The organism is Pseudahrensia aquimaris (assembly GCF_042676045.1).
Lineage (GTDB): Bacteria > Pseudomonadota > Alphaproteobacteria > Rhizobiales > Rhizobiaceae > Pseudahrensia > Pseudahrensia aquimaris.
In genome coordinates this window covers 284899-298580 of record NZ_JBHTJV010000009.1, presented here as the reverse complement: position 1 = coordinate 298580, position 13682 = coordinate 284899, and the positions used below count along the sequence as shown (strand labels likewise).

The window sequence follows — 13682 nt, the reverse complement described above, 5'->3', positions numbered from 1 at the left end:
ATCAGTTCTGCCCGAAGGGTGGAAAGCAGCATCCTCTCGCGAACAAAATGTTCGGCGGAGACGCAAAAGTTTGTCCGGAGCGCTACAGGACCAAAGCTGCGATAAGTGCATCAGAGCCACTGGCCTGTTTAAGCGAAAGTCTGTCGAATACTTCCAGAACTATTGCGAATCACCCGTGGCTCGTACAGCTCATATTGAATTGGTTGCATTTTTTTACCTTACAACCATAAGTATTTTTCTGTTTCGGTCAGATAAAAATGTTTCGATATATCAATGGTTTAAACGCTTCTCCAAAAACCCTATTTGAAGAAAGGATTGTCTGGTTGATTTTCACGGGAGTGATATACTTGAATTTCATTTGGGGGAATGGATTTACTTGTGAAAAGCTTCGAAGGTGTTCTCTTAGTCGCCATTGAAAAGTCCCTGGCGAACGACATTAAGCTCCGCGAGCGCGTCTACAACAGGGCGCGTTGCGCGCTGAACGATTGGTTTGTCGAACACCACACACCCACAAATGAGCGGATAGCGAGCCAGATGGGTTTGGAAGAGGCAATCAAAACTGTCGAAGCGACCATTGGCGAACGCTCTGTCGAAACGGTGCCCATGCAGCAGCCTGAATCAACCCGATATCTGAAAACCGCCAATCAATGAGGCTTGTTTTTGGGATCGGTGATCTTGATTTCGGCGTCGTCGAGTTCCTGTGAAGACTGTGTGGCGACCGCAGGGTCGACGACGAATTTCATCTTCTGAGTTTCGATCTTTAGCGCTCTGGCCAGTCGGGCGGTTTCATTGCGAGCCAAGTTCAATTCAAGCAGCGAAGCATCGTACCGCGCGGACAATTGCCCCATTTGCGCATTCAGTTCGCTCACTTGTCTCTCGTATTGCTCAGCCTTCTCGGATTCCCGCTCGGCAGCCCGGCGCAATTGATGGGCCAAGGTCTTGGAAGCGTTCGATTCAGATCGTGCTATCGACAACTCGTCTCGCGATTGCTGAACAACTTGGTCTTTGACCCGAAGTTGGGATTGCAGCGTGCCGACGCGCGAGCGAAGTGAAAACAGTTCTTCCTCACGGATGCGCAACTTTTCTTCGGCTTGATGGCGCTCGGAATTGAGTTCCAGATTGGCGTTGTTCAACTGTGATCTCAGTTCAGCGTTTTCATCCTGATATTTTTCGAGGGACTGAAGAGCATGGCTGGCATCGGCAGATGATTGCTGCTGACGCTCAATAAGATCTTCACGCTCGGCCTCCATTGCATCATAATTCTGTTGCACTTCGGTCAAGCGCTGAGCGGTTCTTTCCAGATCAGCCTGGAAGCGCTCGGCACGTTCGGCAAAAACCTCTTTTTCGGCGTTGAGGCTTTCTACACGGCTGATAAGCGCAACACGCTGCTTGTCCGTCTTGTCCAAATTGGCGGCTAGTTTCTCGATTTCTTCGCGGAATTCGGAATCCCGCTCCATCATTTTGACGATGTCTTCACGGGAGTTTTCGAGTGCCAAACGCAATTTTTCATTGGAAGTCTTGGCTGCTGCCAAGGCGGAGCGGGCCTCTTCCAGCTTGTGACGCAGTTCTTTGCGGTCCTGCGACAGGCGTTGCACTTCTTGGGTCAACGCATCACGTTCTTCCGCAATGCGCTGGGAGTTTTTCAACTCAACCTCGGCCTTGCGAACGAAATTCTTGAAATTCCTCATCTGCTCGTTGGTGCTGCGCACTTCGATTTCTCGCGCAGCCAGAGACTTTTCCGCCTCTTCAATATCTTCGAGCATTTTCGAAAGCGCATTTGCCTGTTGCAAACGCTCCGGATTTACCCGCTTCGACACAGGCGCGATGACCGTCTCTTCGACTTCATTTGCATCCTGTTCGGAACTTCCAAACAGCTTGCCCCAGATGCTTCGTTTTGCCATTTTGCCGCTCGATTTTGATAATCACGCAGGAATTCGCTCAACTACAATGCTTTGCGCCCAATAGGGCCGCGCCACCGCAAGCGTCCCTGCGTCCTCCTTTTGGTCTGCTAGCGCGATAAGATCAAGCTTCTTATGGAGCAATTGCGCGGCACGTGGCCATAACGCGCAGTCATTGTTGCCCGTTCGCCTCACTGCACCGTCACGGCCGAGCGATGAAAGGATTAATGTGCGAGATCACTGATTCGGTCGATCACCCGGTCCCAATCACCATTTGGCGCCAGATCGATCGTCTGACCAGGCCCGCGTTCGATGGGTCGTGCGATGAAAGCAGTTTGCAAGCCACAGGCTTGCGCAGCGTGAAGGTCGTTGTTGTGGGCGGCTACCATCATCACTTCGTTTGGCTGCAACCTCAGAGCGTTGCAACAGGCATGGTAGACAACGGGTTCAGGCTTGTAATTTTGGGCAATTTCCGCGCCCAAAATGCAATCCCACGGCAGGCCACCATATTTGGCCAGACGGGTCATCAGTGCGATTGAGCCGTTGGAACAAGGTGCGATGATTGCCTTGGCCTTTAGCGCATGCAGGCCATCGACCACATCGGGCCATGGGTCGAGTTTTTCCCATGCGGTGTTAAGCGTGTCGCGCTCTTGTTCGTTGAAGAACGGTTCCAGTTTGAAATGGGCCAACGTCTCGTCGAGGTTTTCGCGGTGCAGGTCATCCAGTTGCACGTAGCCGCGACCGCCGGAGCGGATGCGCTCCATCGCAGGGTCGTAGCGACCACGCCAAAAGTCGGCAAAGGCATAGGGGTCGGTGGTGATCGCCTTGGCAGAAAACGCGCGTGCCGCCTCCCGCGCCACACTTTCGCGCCAATCGACCATCGTACCGAAAACGTCAAAAATAAACGCTCTTGGGACCGACACTAGGACGCTTCCCCACCGCGGCTTCCCCGATAGGTGATTGTTTGGAAATCCATGCGCAACGTATCGACCATCAACAGCCGTCCGATCAGCGGCTCACCGGCACCCGTGATGATCTTGATAACTTCGGCCGCTTGAATCGTACCGATAATGCCCGTCGTCGCGCCCAGCACGCCCGCCTCTTCGCAGGTCGGCAACATGTCATCTTCAGGCTGGTTGGGGAACAATTCGACGTAGCGGGGCTGATAGCGGCCGTCTTTGTCCTGTTGCCAGGGCATCAACACGGTAACCGAACCATCGAAACGGTTCACAGCACCGGTAACCAGCGGGACGTGCATTTTCTCGCACGCTTCGGCCAGAATATAGCGGGTAGCGAAATTGTCGGTCCCGTCGACCGCAACCGTGCAATCGGTCACCGTTTCGCGGGCATTTTCCTTGGTGAGCCGGGAAGCAACCGTCTCGACCTTCACGTAGGGATTTACTTCGCGCAGAGCAGCCTTGGCGCTGTTGACCTTGGAACGGCCAATGCTCTGGGTGGAATGGACAACCTGACGCTGCATATTGGACAGGCTCACCATGTCGTCATCAACAACACGAATGGTGCCAACACCAGCAGCGGCAAGATAAAGCAAGACGGGAGAACCCAATCCACCAGCACCGACAACAAGAACGGTTGCCTTTTTCAGTTTCTGTTGCCCCGCTCCACCAATTTCCGGCAAGACCAAATGGCGTGCGTAGCGGTCGATTTCTTCAAGTGTGAGTTTGGAATCGCTCATATCAAAGTCACTTTTTGTCTAAGTGGGCACGATCCGACTGTCGCTGACAGTAAAGTGTTGTGCCCGTTCCCCCATGGCGTCAAACAGATTTGCATCCGTCCCAGTCATCCAAGCTTGACATCCAAGCGTGTCGATTAGGTTAAAAAGCGCTGCGCGGCGGCCCGCATCAAGATGGGCTGCTATTTCGTCGAGCAGCAAAATGGGCACCATACCGGAGACTTCAGCCACCAAATTGGCGTGTGCCAGCACAAGGCCGGTCAACAGCGCTTTTTGCTCGCCGGTAGAGCAAAGGGCTGCCGCCATATCCTTTGGCCCATGCCGCACGGCGATATCGGTGCGGTGCGGACCGTCTATCATCCGGCCAGCCGCCCGGTCGCGTCCGCGTTCGCGCACCAGTAAGGCGCGGAATTCATCTTCAAGGTCGGAAGCGCTGCCAGCCCGCATCATGTCTTCCAGCGTTCCATCAAGTGCTATTTCAGCGTTTGGGAAGACGGCCTGTGGCCCGGTTTCGCCACGCCCGATGATGGCACGAAGCAAGTCCACCAGTTCGGCGCGCGCAAAGGCGATGGCAATGGCGCTCTCCGCCAATTGGCTTTCTATAGAAACGAGCCAAGATTTATCGGCAGAAAAGTCTTCCAGCAGCTTGTTGCGCGCCCGCATGCTTTTTTCATAATCCGCCACACGGCGGCCATGGGCCGGATCGATGGCGAGCACCAAACGATCGAGAAAGCGTCGGCGGTCGCCCTTCGGGCCAGTGAAAAGACCATCCATAGACGGAGTAAGCCAGACGATACGGGAATGTTCGAGAAGCACATCGCTGGTTTTTGCCGTGGCAGAATTAACGTGCACGCGCCGCTGGCCTTCCACGCCCTGCGCGCCATGTTGAAGGCCGGTGCCGATGGCCACAGGGCCGGCAGGGCCGTTCAACTCTGCATGCACAGCCCAAGTGCCATCGCCGCCCTCGCGGGCAACCTGGCCGTAGACTGAACGGCGCAGACCCCGACCGGGCGACAAGAAAGATACCGCCTCCAGAAGGTTGGTTTTTCCTGCCCCGTTTTCTCCGGTCAAAACAACATGACGGTGGTCCAACGAAAGACGTGCGGAAGCGTAGTTGCGGAAACTGAAGAGTTTCAGCTGCTCGATATGGGTCGGCAGGTCTGTTTGGGCGGTCATCAACACGGGGCCGATACTGCCGTTGGCGCGCGATTCGTCAATCTTTGATTGCGATCAGAGCCATTTCAGCCAACGCATAACGATCAATTGCACAGCCAAAAGTAGCCCCATGCCGACACAAACCCAAAGAAACGCGGACGCGCTTTCAAGGCCGGGAAGACCTCCAACATTCATACCCAACAGGCCGGTAAGAAAGCTAAGTGGCAAGAAAATCGCTGATATGATCGACAGCAGATATAGCGTGCGTTCGGAGCGCTCGGCTATTTGGTTGGTCGCATCGTCCTTCAACACGAGCGCCCGTTCCCGCGCCGCATCAATCTCCTCAACATAGCGGGTAAGCCTGTCAGCGGTCTCCGTCAGATGTTGTCGTTCGATTTCGCTCAACCAATCGGGCGCATCATTGGCCATAGCTGCCAAAGCCTCGCGCTGGGGAGCAAGATAGCGGCGCAAATTAACGGCCCGCAGGCGAAGATCAGCAAGTTCACCGCGCACAGCGCGGGCATTGCCACCCTCCAGCGCGATCTCAAGGCCGCTCAACGCATCATCCAGCGCGTTAATCGTGTCAGCCATGCGGATGACGAGCATGGAGACGAGGCTTTGGTAAAGCTGGCCAATCGTTCGTGGGCCATCGGCTGACTCTGTCAAACGAGCCAAGATATCCCGGGGTGTTTGAAGGCGACGGTTGCGCATGGTGATGATACGCTTGCCATCACTCCAGATACGCATCGCGACCATGTCGTCGGGTTGCGCGTTGCTGTTTAAGTTCACGCCTCGAAGAATGGCCCAAACCCTATCACTGTTAATCGTGTAGCGGGGTCGCGTCTCGCGCGCCAAAAGCGCATCTATCGTCAGCGGAGCCAGTCCGCTGCTTTCACGCAGCCACGCTTCCGTTTCGGCGTGGCCAGCTTCCAGATGCAGCCAACAGGGTTTTTGGTCGTCTTTCCAGATATCGGCGTCGGGCCAGCCGATGGTTTGCGCACCGCCCTGTCCGTCCAAAACGCATCCAAAGACAAGACCGTCAGCGGATGTTTTGGGTTCGCTCATCGAAGTTGCCTAGACCCTCATCGGCATCAGAACATACAGCGCACCCTCTGCACCCTTGTCGCGGATGAGAGTGGGCGAGCCGGGGTCGGCAAACATGAAGCTGGTTTCCTCGCTCGACAATTGGTTAGCGATATCAAGCAGATAGCGGGAGTTGAATCCGATATCGAGCGCATCGGAGCCATATCCCACGGCAAGGCTTTCTTCAGCCGAGCCAGAGTCTGGATTGTTAACGCTGAGCACCAATTGACCGTCGGCAAGCGACAGCTTCACTGCGCGACCACGGTCTGAGGAGATGGTGGAAACGCGGTCAACCGCAGCGGAGAATGTCTCACGCGCGATCAGCATTTCCTTGTCGTTGCCAACGGGAATGACGCGGTTGTAATCTGGGAAAGTTCCGTCGATCAGCTTCGAGGTCAGCACGACAGCATCGACCGTGAAGCGGATTTTGCTATCGGAAAGCTCGACTGTGACAAAGCTGTCTGGGGTTTCCAGAAGCTTCTGCACTTCGCCGACCGTTTTGCGCGGAACGATCACGCCCGGCATGCCGTTTGCGCCATCGGGCGCTTCGCTTTGGGCTTGCGCCAGGCGGTGACCGTCTGTTGCAACAGCACGGAGCATTGTTTTGCCCTCGTCTTCAACGGTGTGGAAGAAGATGCCGTTGAGATAATAGCGCGTCTCTTCAGTGGAAATAGCAAACTGCGTACGGTCAATCAGATTCTTGAGATCAGCGCAGGCCATACGGAATGTGTGGCTGAATTCACCAGCTGTGAGGTCGGGGAAATCGGACTCTGGCAGCATTTGCAGACTAAACTGCGAACGACCGGAGACAAGTTTCAAACCAGCTTCGTCGCCAACGGACATCATGACTTCAGACCCGTCAGGCAATTTACGAACGATGTCGTAAAGCATGTGCGCAGACACAGTCGTCGCGCCTGCTTGCTCCACTGAAGCGGATATCGTTTCAGTGACTTCGATATCGAGATCGGTCGCTTTGAAAGTCAGTGTCGAACCGTCCGCGCGCAACAGCACATTGGACAGAATGGGGATCGTGTTGCGGCGTTCAACAACGCGCTGCACGTGGTTGAGAGCTTTCAGCAGGTTTGAGCGTTCAAGGGTGACACGCATAGCGGGTTACTTCCGACAGAAATGGGATTTCAGGCTTTTTAGCTGCCAGCGAAAATGGGGTATGCAAGTGCTGCGATCAAGACGTCGCCCAGCGCACACACAGGATTCTCGCCAACGTCCAAAGCCGCCTTGGTGGCGTCACCGCAAAGATGACGCCAATCAACGCAGCGCTATTGGCCCAATTCGTGGATCAGGCGTTTAAGCAATTCGATCTCCTGAGCGAGCATGTGATCGCTCTCCAGCAGTTTTTCGATCTTGCGAACAGCGTGAAGAACCGTTGTGTGATCGCGCCCGCCGAAGCGCCGACCGATTTCTGGCAGCGAGCGCGGTGTAAGAATTTTTGCCAAATACATGGCGATCTGACGGGGACGCACGATAACGCGCGTGCGGCGGTTGGACAGAAGATCGTTTTTCGACACGTGATAATGACGCGCAACAACCTTTTGAATGTCTTCGATGCGAACGCGTTTTTGTTCACCCGATTGAACCAGATGGCCGAGCATTCGCTCGATCACGTCCATGTCGACAGGGCCGTCGGAAAAACGGTGCTGGATGAGCAATTGGTTGAACGCGCCTTCAAGATCGCGTCCCGAAGAGGCTACCTTCTCGGCGACGAAATCCAACACACCATCAGCGATGGCGAGTTTGGAATCTTCGCGCTGCGCGTCGCGGTAGCGCAGTTCCAGCATTTCGCGGCGCATTTCGATGTTGGGCGCCTTCACTTCCAGCGCAACACCGCCCTGCAAGCGCGAACGCACACGGGCATCAAGCGATTCCAGCTCCGAAGGCGGACGGTCGGCTGCCACGACGACCTGTTTGGCGCTGTCGATCAACGCGTTCAGCAGATGGCAGAATTCCTGCTGGATGCTTTTGCCTTGCAGAAATTGCATGTCGTCAATCAGCAGCAGATCAATGTCGCGCAGGCTTTCTTTGAACGACAATGCGGATTGATCTCGGATAGCGGATGCAAAGCGCCACATGAAATATTCGGCCGTCAGATAAAGCATTCGAACGCCGTTGTTGCGTTCGTTTGCAGCCCAAGCGATGGCCTGCAACAAGTGGGTTTTACCCAGGCCCACATTGGCGTGGATAAACAATGGGTTGAAACGCAGGGCCGCACCATCCGCTTCCGCAACCGAGCGGGCCGCCGCACAGGCCATCCGGTTCGATGCGCCTTCGACCAAGGTGGCGAAGGTGTAATTGGGGTCAAGCGGCGAGCCAGCAAACGTTGTTCTTGGATCAACCGCACCACCTCGGTCAGAGGGCGGGCTTGGCAGGTTGGCCGCGCCCTCGCGCAGGGTGCGATTGGGAACGGGTGCGTTGTTGGTGAAAGGCGGAAGCGCAGGCTGACTTAAAGGAGCTTTGTCAATTGCCTGCTGTTGCGGCGGGACTGGACGGGCCATGCCGCCATTTTCGGTATTAGCCGCACGCACAGCGGAACGGACGACAACATCAATGCGCAAAATGTCTTCAAGCTGCTTTTGCCACATCTCCAGCAGCATCGCCTGGTAGTGGGTGCGGATCCAGCTTTTCAGGAACGTTGTAGGCACCGAAAGCGTCAACTGGCTCTTCGATACGCTTTCCAGACGGCAGCGGCCAAACCAGCTTTGATAGGCCTCTTGGCCGAGCTTTGCTTTTAACTGCGCTTGCACGCGTTCCCAGCGTTGCACATCTTTGGCTGCAACGGTTGGGCCAGCTTGGTTTTGCTTGTTAAGTGCTGCGCGCCGGGCAGAACGACTGGTTGCATCAGCAACCGAAGTGCGCGTGCCGGAGCGTGCACCAGTTTCTGTCTTTGGTGTATTGAGCGCCTTGGGGGTCCCGCCCGAGCCGCCAATCGCAGAAGAGTCGGAAGTTAATGAGGGTGTCTGTTTACCGCGTGGAGATGCCATTTTTTGAGTATCCGCAATCAAGTCAGGAATGTCGATCCGGTGTTTTTCTAAAACGACCGGAGCTTTGAATTCTGATGCCTATTGGTCAGGCGAGTCTTGATTGCCTTACTCGTGCATGATGCCTTCTGTTGTGTAGGTCGGCGTCGTTTCGTTTGTAGAAAATTTGTTCATTGGAAAAATCGTTTCGGTTGCAATCGTCTTCGCGGTGGTCATCGTCATCCTCCTGTTCGGCCCGGTCTTGCGCCGGTTTGTTGATCGCTTCCGTCTTGCGCGGAAGGCTTTGATTTCTGTTCAGCTCGTTGCTGCGCTTTTCTCCGCGCGCCTCGAACCCTTGATCGGAGCGCAGTATCGCACTCTTGAAGTGATCTTCCTTTTCTGAAGATCGTTTACGCATGGCCGCCCTATTGTCGCCAAGGCAAGCCCTCTACTTTCCAGCCGCTGACAGTGCCGCGATGGCCTTCGCCATCGGGATCACCCTCAAAACCGCCGATAATGTTGTAACAATTGCTGTAACCCTCGCTCGTCAAAGCGTGAGCCGCCGCAGCGCTGCGCACGCCGGAGCGGCACAGGAACAGCAAATTCGTGTCTTTGCCCAAACCCTCGTCTTCCAAACGCTGTATCACGTGTGGAACGAAAGCCGTGTTCAGGCTCATGTCGGGATAGAACGACCATTCTTCCAAGACAGGCGCTCGCATGTCCTGCTGCAGAAGCGGGATGCCCACAAAGCCCCACTCGGGCCGGGTACGAACGTCCACAAGAACCGTCCTGGCTTTTTCTCCAACAAGCATTTCCCATGCTTGGGTTGGTGAAATGTCGCCAGCATAGGCCATGTTAAAACTCTCCCGTTTGCGCAAAACGGAGGTTTTGCGCATCGACCGTTGTTCCAATTTATAAAGCCCCCTTGCCACAGCATGATACTGCGGTGAGCGGTGAGGCAAACGATGGTTGTGCCGGATTGGCAATTGACCGCTATTTTAAGACCGAACAGCACAAAGGCACACTAGACGCACCTGAAAACCATCCGGCCTGAAGAGAAACCGCGCCTTGCCCCCTCCCGCACGATAGTTTCTGGTGCACCGACTTGTTGCCGATTTTCTTACCGTAAAACATCTTCGTGTGCGGGGTGCTTAACAGGTCTGTCTTCCACCTCGGAGGCCAACATACACAGGGGGTTTGGGGGTCACAAGGACGATTCGTTAACATTTTAGAAACCACCGATTTCGGGCCCTGAATCCGCCCGTGTGACTGAAAAAAATTGATCGGCAAAAAGCTTGTGGAATCAAGCCGATTGAAAATTGACTCGCTTAAAATCACCGGCAGATCACAATTGGAAAAAAGAATCTCGCGCAGACTCTATTGACTCGCAATTAGGGCAGCGAGACTCACCTTCGCTGCACTGCACTCAAAATGTCCGCAGTATAAACCTCTGATAAATATAAGAAAATTCTGTCATGCCGATGGGTAACATAATTACCCAAAACTCGTTGTGAATCCGGTTGCATTGAGTCCCATTATGAACCTTTACGCGAAACAGGCTCCCCAAAATTTCGCTCCAAACGAAAAACCCGACACGAGCGGTGCTCGGTCGGGTTCAAAGTGTTATGCAGTATGGGACGGCGGCTTCTCGCCGTTCCGCCCAATCTTGTGTTTGGCCTACAGGGCCTTGATGCGAGCAGACAGGCGGGAGATTTTCCGCGCCGCTGTGTTCTTGTGAATGATGCCTTTGGAGGCCGACTTCATTACGACCGGCTGGACCTTGCGGAACTGCTCAGCGGCAACCGCCTTGTCGCCTGCGGCAATCGCTTCTTCAAGGCTGCGAAGATTGGAGCGCATGTTCGTGCGGCGTGATTTGTTGACTGCGGTGCGACGGGCGATTTTGCGGGTCGCTTTCTTCGCTGATGGTGTGTTGGCCATAATAAGTTTTCTTTCGATTCGTTCGGTGCGTGCGATCCCACAATTATGGGCCGGGACACTCTTCAATTTGTAAGGGTCGTTTGCGCTTCTGGCCTTCAAAAAAGCCATATGCCCAAACAAAAGCGGCGGCTTTTCTACAAAGCCGCTTTCGCGGTGTGCTATAGGGCCAAGTCTGCAACCCGTCAACAGCGCCGTTCTTGGTGGCTCTAACGGTTTTTGAACTGGGCAGAGCGCTTTTCAACGAATGCCTTCATGCCCTCATCCTGATCTTCCGTGGCAAACAGCGAATGGAACAGGCGCCGCTCGAAGCGCACGCCCTCGGCCATTGTCATTTCATAGGAGCGGTTGACGCTCTCCTTGGTCATGGCAACAGCGGGTTGAGAGAATTGCGCGATCTTGGCTGCGACTTCCAGCGTCACCTCCATCAGGTCCGACACCGGCACGACGCGCGAGACCAAGCCAGATCGTTCGGCTTCTTCAGCATCCATCATCCGGCCTGTCAGGCACATATCCATGGATTTGGACTTGCCAACAAAACGGGTCAGGCGCTGCGAGCCGCCCATGCCGGGCATCACACCGAGCGTGATTTCCGGCTGGCCGAATTTGGCGCTCTCCGACGCGATGATGAAATCGCAGATCATTGCCAGTTCACAGCCACCGCCAAGCGCATAGCCGGAGACGGCAGCGATGATCGGCTTGCGAATGCGGGTGAGCGCGTCCCATCCGGCGAAGAAATCCTGGCTCCAGGCATCCATATAGGAGAGGGGCTGCATTTCCTTAATGTCAGCACCGGCGGCAAATGCCTTTTCCGATCCGGTCAGCACGATGCAGCCAACCTTGCCATCGCTGTCGAAAGCCTGCGCAGCGGCCACGACCTCATTCATGGTTTGCGTATTGAGCGCATTGAGAGCCTTGGGGCGGTTCAGCGTGATAACGCCGACGGCTCCGTTGGTATCCACTTTGATCATGTCGTAGGGCATGGGAAGCCTTTCATCTGTGCAGCCATTTTACGGAAGCGTGGGCAGCCTCCAAAGCAGCATCAAGTGTTTCAAACTTTGTCTCGTAATAAAAGCCGATGGGAAACCAGCCCTCGCCCGTTTCAACATCGTGGCGATATTCCTCATAACCGAAAGTGCCGTCAGATCGTTGGAACAGATCGACACACAGCGCGCCACCGTCCTCATTAATGGAGCGCACAACCGTACCGAGTTCCTTCGAGCGTCGGTGCATCGTCACCTTTGGCAAGCTCCACAATAGAATGTCGATCGCCCCGATTGAACAATGCGCTTGATGTTGCTGCCGCATCCGTGGGCGCAGGGCTGGCCTTCGCGGTCATAGGCGTTGAACGTGTGTTGGAAATAACCGAGCGAGCCATCTGTCTGGGCATGATCGCGCAGCGATGAGCCTCCTGCCTCGATGGCCGAAGCGATGACTTCTCTTATATGAACAGTCAGCCGTTCCAGCCGTTCGGTCGGACGACCATTTTTGGTCACCAGCGTCCGCGCTTCGCGCTTGGGTGAGAGTTTCGCCCGCCACAGAGCTTCGCACACATATATATTGCCCAGTCCAGCGATAACCCGTTGATCGAGCAAAGCGGCTTTCAGAGGCGCTTTCTTACCAGCCATTTGAGCAGCCAGAATGTTGGCGCTGAGCGCGTTGCCGACAGGCTCCACGCCCATGCCCTTAAACGTCGGGTGTTCATCCAGCGCATCGCGGCGCGTCATAAGCATGAAACCGAAACGGCGGGGGTCGTTGTAGATCACTCGCGCCGTGCCGCCGGATGCCTCTTTAAGATGGAAAACAACATGGTCATGGGCTTCCAACCGCGACCGCTCGTGATGAAACGTGCCGGGGATGGTTTCACCATCATCTTGTTCGGTTCTAAACGAGCCGGACATGCCCAGATGCATTATAATGACATCGCCGCTGGCCAAGTCTGCCAGCAGATATTTGGCCCGGCGGCCCATCGAGACGATCTGGCTGCCGGACACGATGCGTTCGAAATCGGGGGCAAAAGGAAACCGCAGATCGGGGCGGCGCAGTTCCAGCCGTTCGACCGTTGCGCCTTCCATCACAGGCGCAAGGCCGCGGCGGACGGTCTCTACTTCCGGCAGTTCAGGCATCAGACGTGCTGGCCGCCGTTCACGTGAAGTTCGGCGCCGTTCACATAGCTGGCCTGATCGGAGCACAGATAAAAGACCGCATCCGCCACTTCCATCGTGCTGCCCAGCCGCGCCAGCGGGATGTCTTGTATCAAACCCTCCGTGCCAGGGGACAATATAGAGGTATCAATTTCGCCCGGTGCGATGGCGTTGACGCGAATACCGAGCGGGCCGAAATCCGCCGCCATTTCGCGGGTCAGCGAGGCCAGTGCGGCTTTTGATGTGGCATAGGCGCTGCCCGCAAAGGGGTGAACCCGACCGCCGGCGATGGACGTGATGTTGACGATGGAGCCTTTGGCTTCCTGCAATTCTTCCAGCAGGCCCCGCGCCAGCAAGATTGGCGCAAAGAAATTCACCTGAAACACCTGCCGCCAGACCTGCATCGGCGTCTTGATCGTGTTGGGCCGCTTGCCGCCATCCAGTTTGGGCGAAATGCCAGCATTGTTGACCAGCGCGTGCAGCTTGCCGCCCTCGTCCTGCAGCCGCTCTTTGATATCCGCTACCGCAAGGCCCAGACTGTCAGCATCCGCCAGATCGACCTGCACATGGTTGGCCGCGCCTTCAGGCCACGGACAGTTGGCATCAAACGGTTGGCGCGACAGCGTGAGCACCCGCCAACCCTCTGCGGAAAACCGGCGCACGGCAGCGTGGCCAATGCCACGGCTCGCGCCGGTAAGTACCAGCGTTTTGCGGCCGTCCATGTCTTGCGATGTTTCAGCAGGTGGTTTCATGGCTCTTATCTAGGCGAAGCGAACTGCTTTGCCTATGGTGCTTGTCGATC

14 protein-coding genes are annotated in these 13682 nt (G+C 55.6%); 1 reads left to right on the top strand and 13 read right to left on the bottom strand.

All coding sequences use genetic code 11. The features are described from left to right. The first annotated feature begins 378 nt into the window (after positions 1–378). Positions 379–651 carry a hypothetical protein gene (locus ACFQ14_RS10220; RefSeq protein ID WP_377212631.1) on the top strand — a complete coding sequence of 91 codons (273 nt, stop codon included), beginning with the start codon at positions 379–381 and terminating at the stop codon, positions 649–651. Here ACFQ14_RS10220 and ACFQ14_RS10215 read toward each other — a convergent pair. The 13 genes from ACFQ14_RS10215 to ACFQ14_RS10155 all read right to left on the bottom strand — a co-directional run bounded on the left by ACFQ14_RS10215 (position 645) and on the right by ACFQ14_RS10155 (position 13632). After that, entirely contained in the window at positions 645–1901 is a 1257-nt protein-coding gene (locus ACFQ14_RS10215; protein ID WP_377212630.1) for a hypothetical protein, read from the bottom strand. The genes ACFQ14_RS10220 and ACFQ14_RS10215 overlap by 7 nt on opposite strands. A gap of 221 nt (positions 1902–2122) precedes the next feature. Then, entirely contained in the window at positions 2123–2821 is a 699-nt protein-coding gene (locus ACFQ14_RS10210) for a haloacid dehalogenase type II (RefSeq protein ID WP_377212629.1), read from the bottom strand. Next, a complete protein-coding gene (locus ACFQ14_RS10205) occupies positions 2821–3594 on the bottom strand; it encodes a HesA/MoeB/ThiF family protein (protein WP_377212628.1) in 774 nt (257 codons plus the stop codon). The genes ACFQ14_RS10210 and ACFQ14_RS10205 overlap by 1 nt, the downstream gene beginning before the upstream one ends. A gap of 18 nt (positions 3595–3612) precedes the next feature. Further along, a complete protein-coding gene (gene recF, locus ACFQ14_RS10200; protein ID WP_377212627.1) occupies positions 3613–4767 on the bottom strand; it encodes a DNA replication/repair protein RecF in 1155 nt (384 codons plus the stop codon). 54 nt (positions 4768–4821) lie between these two features. Next, entirely contained in the window at positions 4822–5811 is a 990-nt protein-coding gene (locus tag ACFQ14_RS10195; RefSeq protein WP_377212626.1) for a zinc transporter ZntB, read from the bottom strand. Positions 5812–5820: 9 nt separating this feature from the next. Continuing rightward, on the bottom strand, positions 5821–6936 hold the full coding sequence (dnaN, locus tag ACFQ14_RS10190; protein ID WP_377212625.1) for a DNA polymerase III subunit beta: 1116 nt from the start codon (positions 6934–6936) through the stop codon (positions 5821–5823). 170 nt (positions 6937–7106) lie between these two features. Next, positions 7107–8825, bottom strand: coding sequence for a chromosomal replication initiator protein DnaA (dnaA, locus tag ACFQ14_RS10185; RefSeq protein WP_377212624.1), 1719 nt, complete (start codon positions 8823–8825; stop codon positions 7107–7109). Positions 8826–9226: 401 nt separating this feature from the next. Next, positions 9227–9697, bottom strand: coding sequence for a rhodanese-like domain-containing protein (locus tag ACFQ14_RS10180; RefSeq protein WP_377212623.1), 471 nt, complete (start codon positions 9695–9697; stop codon positions 9227–9229). A gap of 781 nt (positions 9698–10478) precedes the next feature. Then, entirely contained in the window at positions 10479–10739 is a 261-nt protein-coding gene (rpsT, locus tag ACFQ14_RS10175) for a 30S ribosomal protein S20 (protein ID WP_377212622.1), read from the bottom strand. 206 nt (positions 10740–10945) lie between these two features. Next, positions 10946–11719 (bottom strand): enoyl-CoA hydratase, encoded by a 774-nt coding sequence (locus ACFQ14_RS10170; protein WP_377212621.1) that lies wholly within the window; start codon positions 11717–11719, stop codon positions 10946–10948. 10 nt (positions 11720–11729) lie between these two features. After that, on the bottom strand, positions 11730–11975 hold the full coding sequence (locus tag ACFQ14_RS10165; RefSeq protein ID WP_377212620.1) for a hypothetical protein: 246 nt from the start codon (positions 11973–11975) through the stop codon (positions 11730–11732). Further along, positions 11972–12862: a bifunctional DNA-formamidopyrimidine glycosylase/DNA-(apurinic or apyrimidinic site) lyase gene (mutM, locus tag ACFQ14_RS10160; protein WP_377212619.1), complete on the bottom strand. Its 891-nt coding sequence runs from the start codon at positions 12860–12862 to the stop codon at positions 11972–11974. The genes ACFQ14_RS10165 and mutM overlap by 4 nt, the downstream gene beginning before the upstream one ends. Further along, a complete protein-coding gene (locus ACFQ14_RS10155; RefSeq protein ID WP_377212618.1) occupies positions 12862–13632 on the bottom strand; it encodes an SDR family NAD(P)-dependent oxidoreductase in 771 nt (256 codons plus the stop codon). The genes mutM and ACFQ14_RS10155 overlap by 1 nt, the downstream gene beginning before the upstream one ends. Between the last annotated feature and the right edge of the window lie 50 nt (positions 13633–13682).

What these genes read in the sequence shown, in the direction of transcription:
- ACFQ14_RS10215 (WP_377212630.1), bottom strand. Translation starts at nt 1,901, where the DNA reads ATGGCAAAACGAAGCATCTGGGGCAAGCTGTTTGGAAGTTCCGAACAG.
- ACFQ14_RS10205 (WP_377212628.1), bottom strand. Translation starts at nt 3,594, where the DNA reads ATGAGCGATTCCAAACTCACACTTGAAGAAATCGACCGCTACGCACGC.
- recF (WP_377212627.1), bottom strand. Translation starts at nt 4,767, where the DNA reads ATGACCGCCCAAACAGACCTGCCGACCCATATCGAGCAGCTGAAACTC.
- ACFQ14_RS10195 (WP_377212626.1), bottom strand. Translation starts at nt 5,811, where the DNA reads ATGAGCGAACCCAAAACATCCGCTGACGGTCTTGTCTTTGGATGCGTT.
- dnaN (WP_377212625.1), bottom strand. Translation starts at nt 6,936, where the DNA reads ATGCGTGTCACCCTTGAACGCTCAAACCTGCTGAAAGCTCTCAACCAC.
- dnaA (WP_377212624.1), bottom strand. Translation starts at nt 8,825, where the DNA reads ATGGCATCTCCACGCGGTAAACAGACACCCTCATTAACTTCCGACTCT.
- ACFQ14_RS10180 (WP_377212623.1), bottom strand. Translation starts at nt 9,697, where the DNA reads ATGCGCAAAACCTCCGTTTTGCGCAAACGGGAGAGTTTTAACATGGCC.
- rpsT (WP_377212622.1), bottom strand. Translation starts at nt 10,739, where the DNA reads ATGGCCAACACACCATCAGCGAAGAAAGCGACCCGCAAAATCGCCCGT.
- ACFQ14_RS10170 (WP_377212621.1), bottom strand. Translation starts at nt 11,719, where the DNA reads ATGCCCTACGACATGATCAAAGTGGATACCAACGGAGCCGTCGGCGTT.
- mutM (WP_377212619.1), bottom strand. Translation starts at nt 12,862, where the DNA reads ATGCCTGAACTGCCGGAAGTAGAGACCGTCCGCCGCGGCCTTGCGCCT.
- ACFQ14_RS10155 (WP_377212618.1), bottom strand. Translation starts at nt 13,632, where the DNA reads ATGAAACCACCTGCTGAAACATCGCAAGACATGGACGGCCGCAAAACG.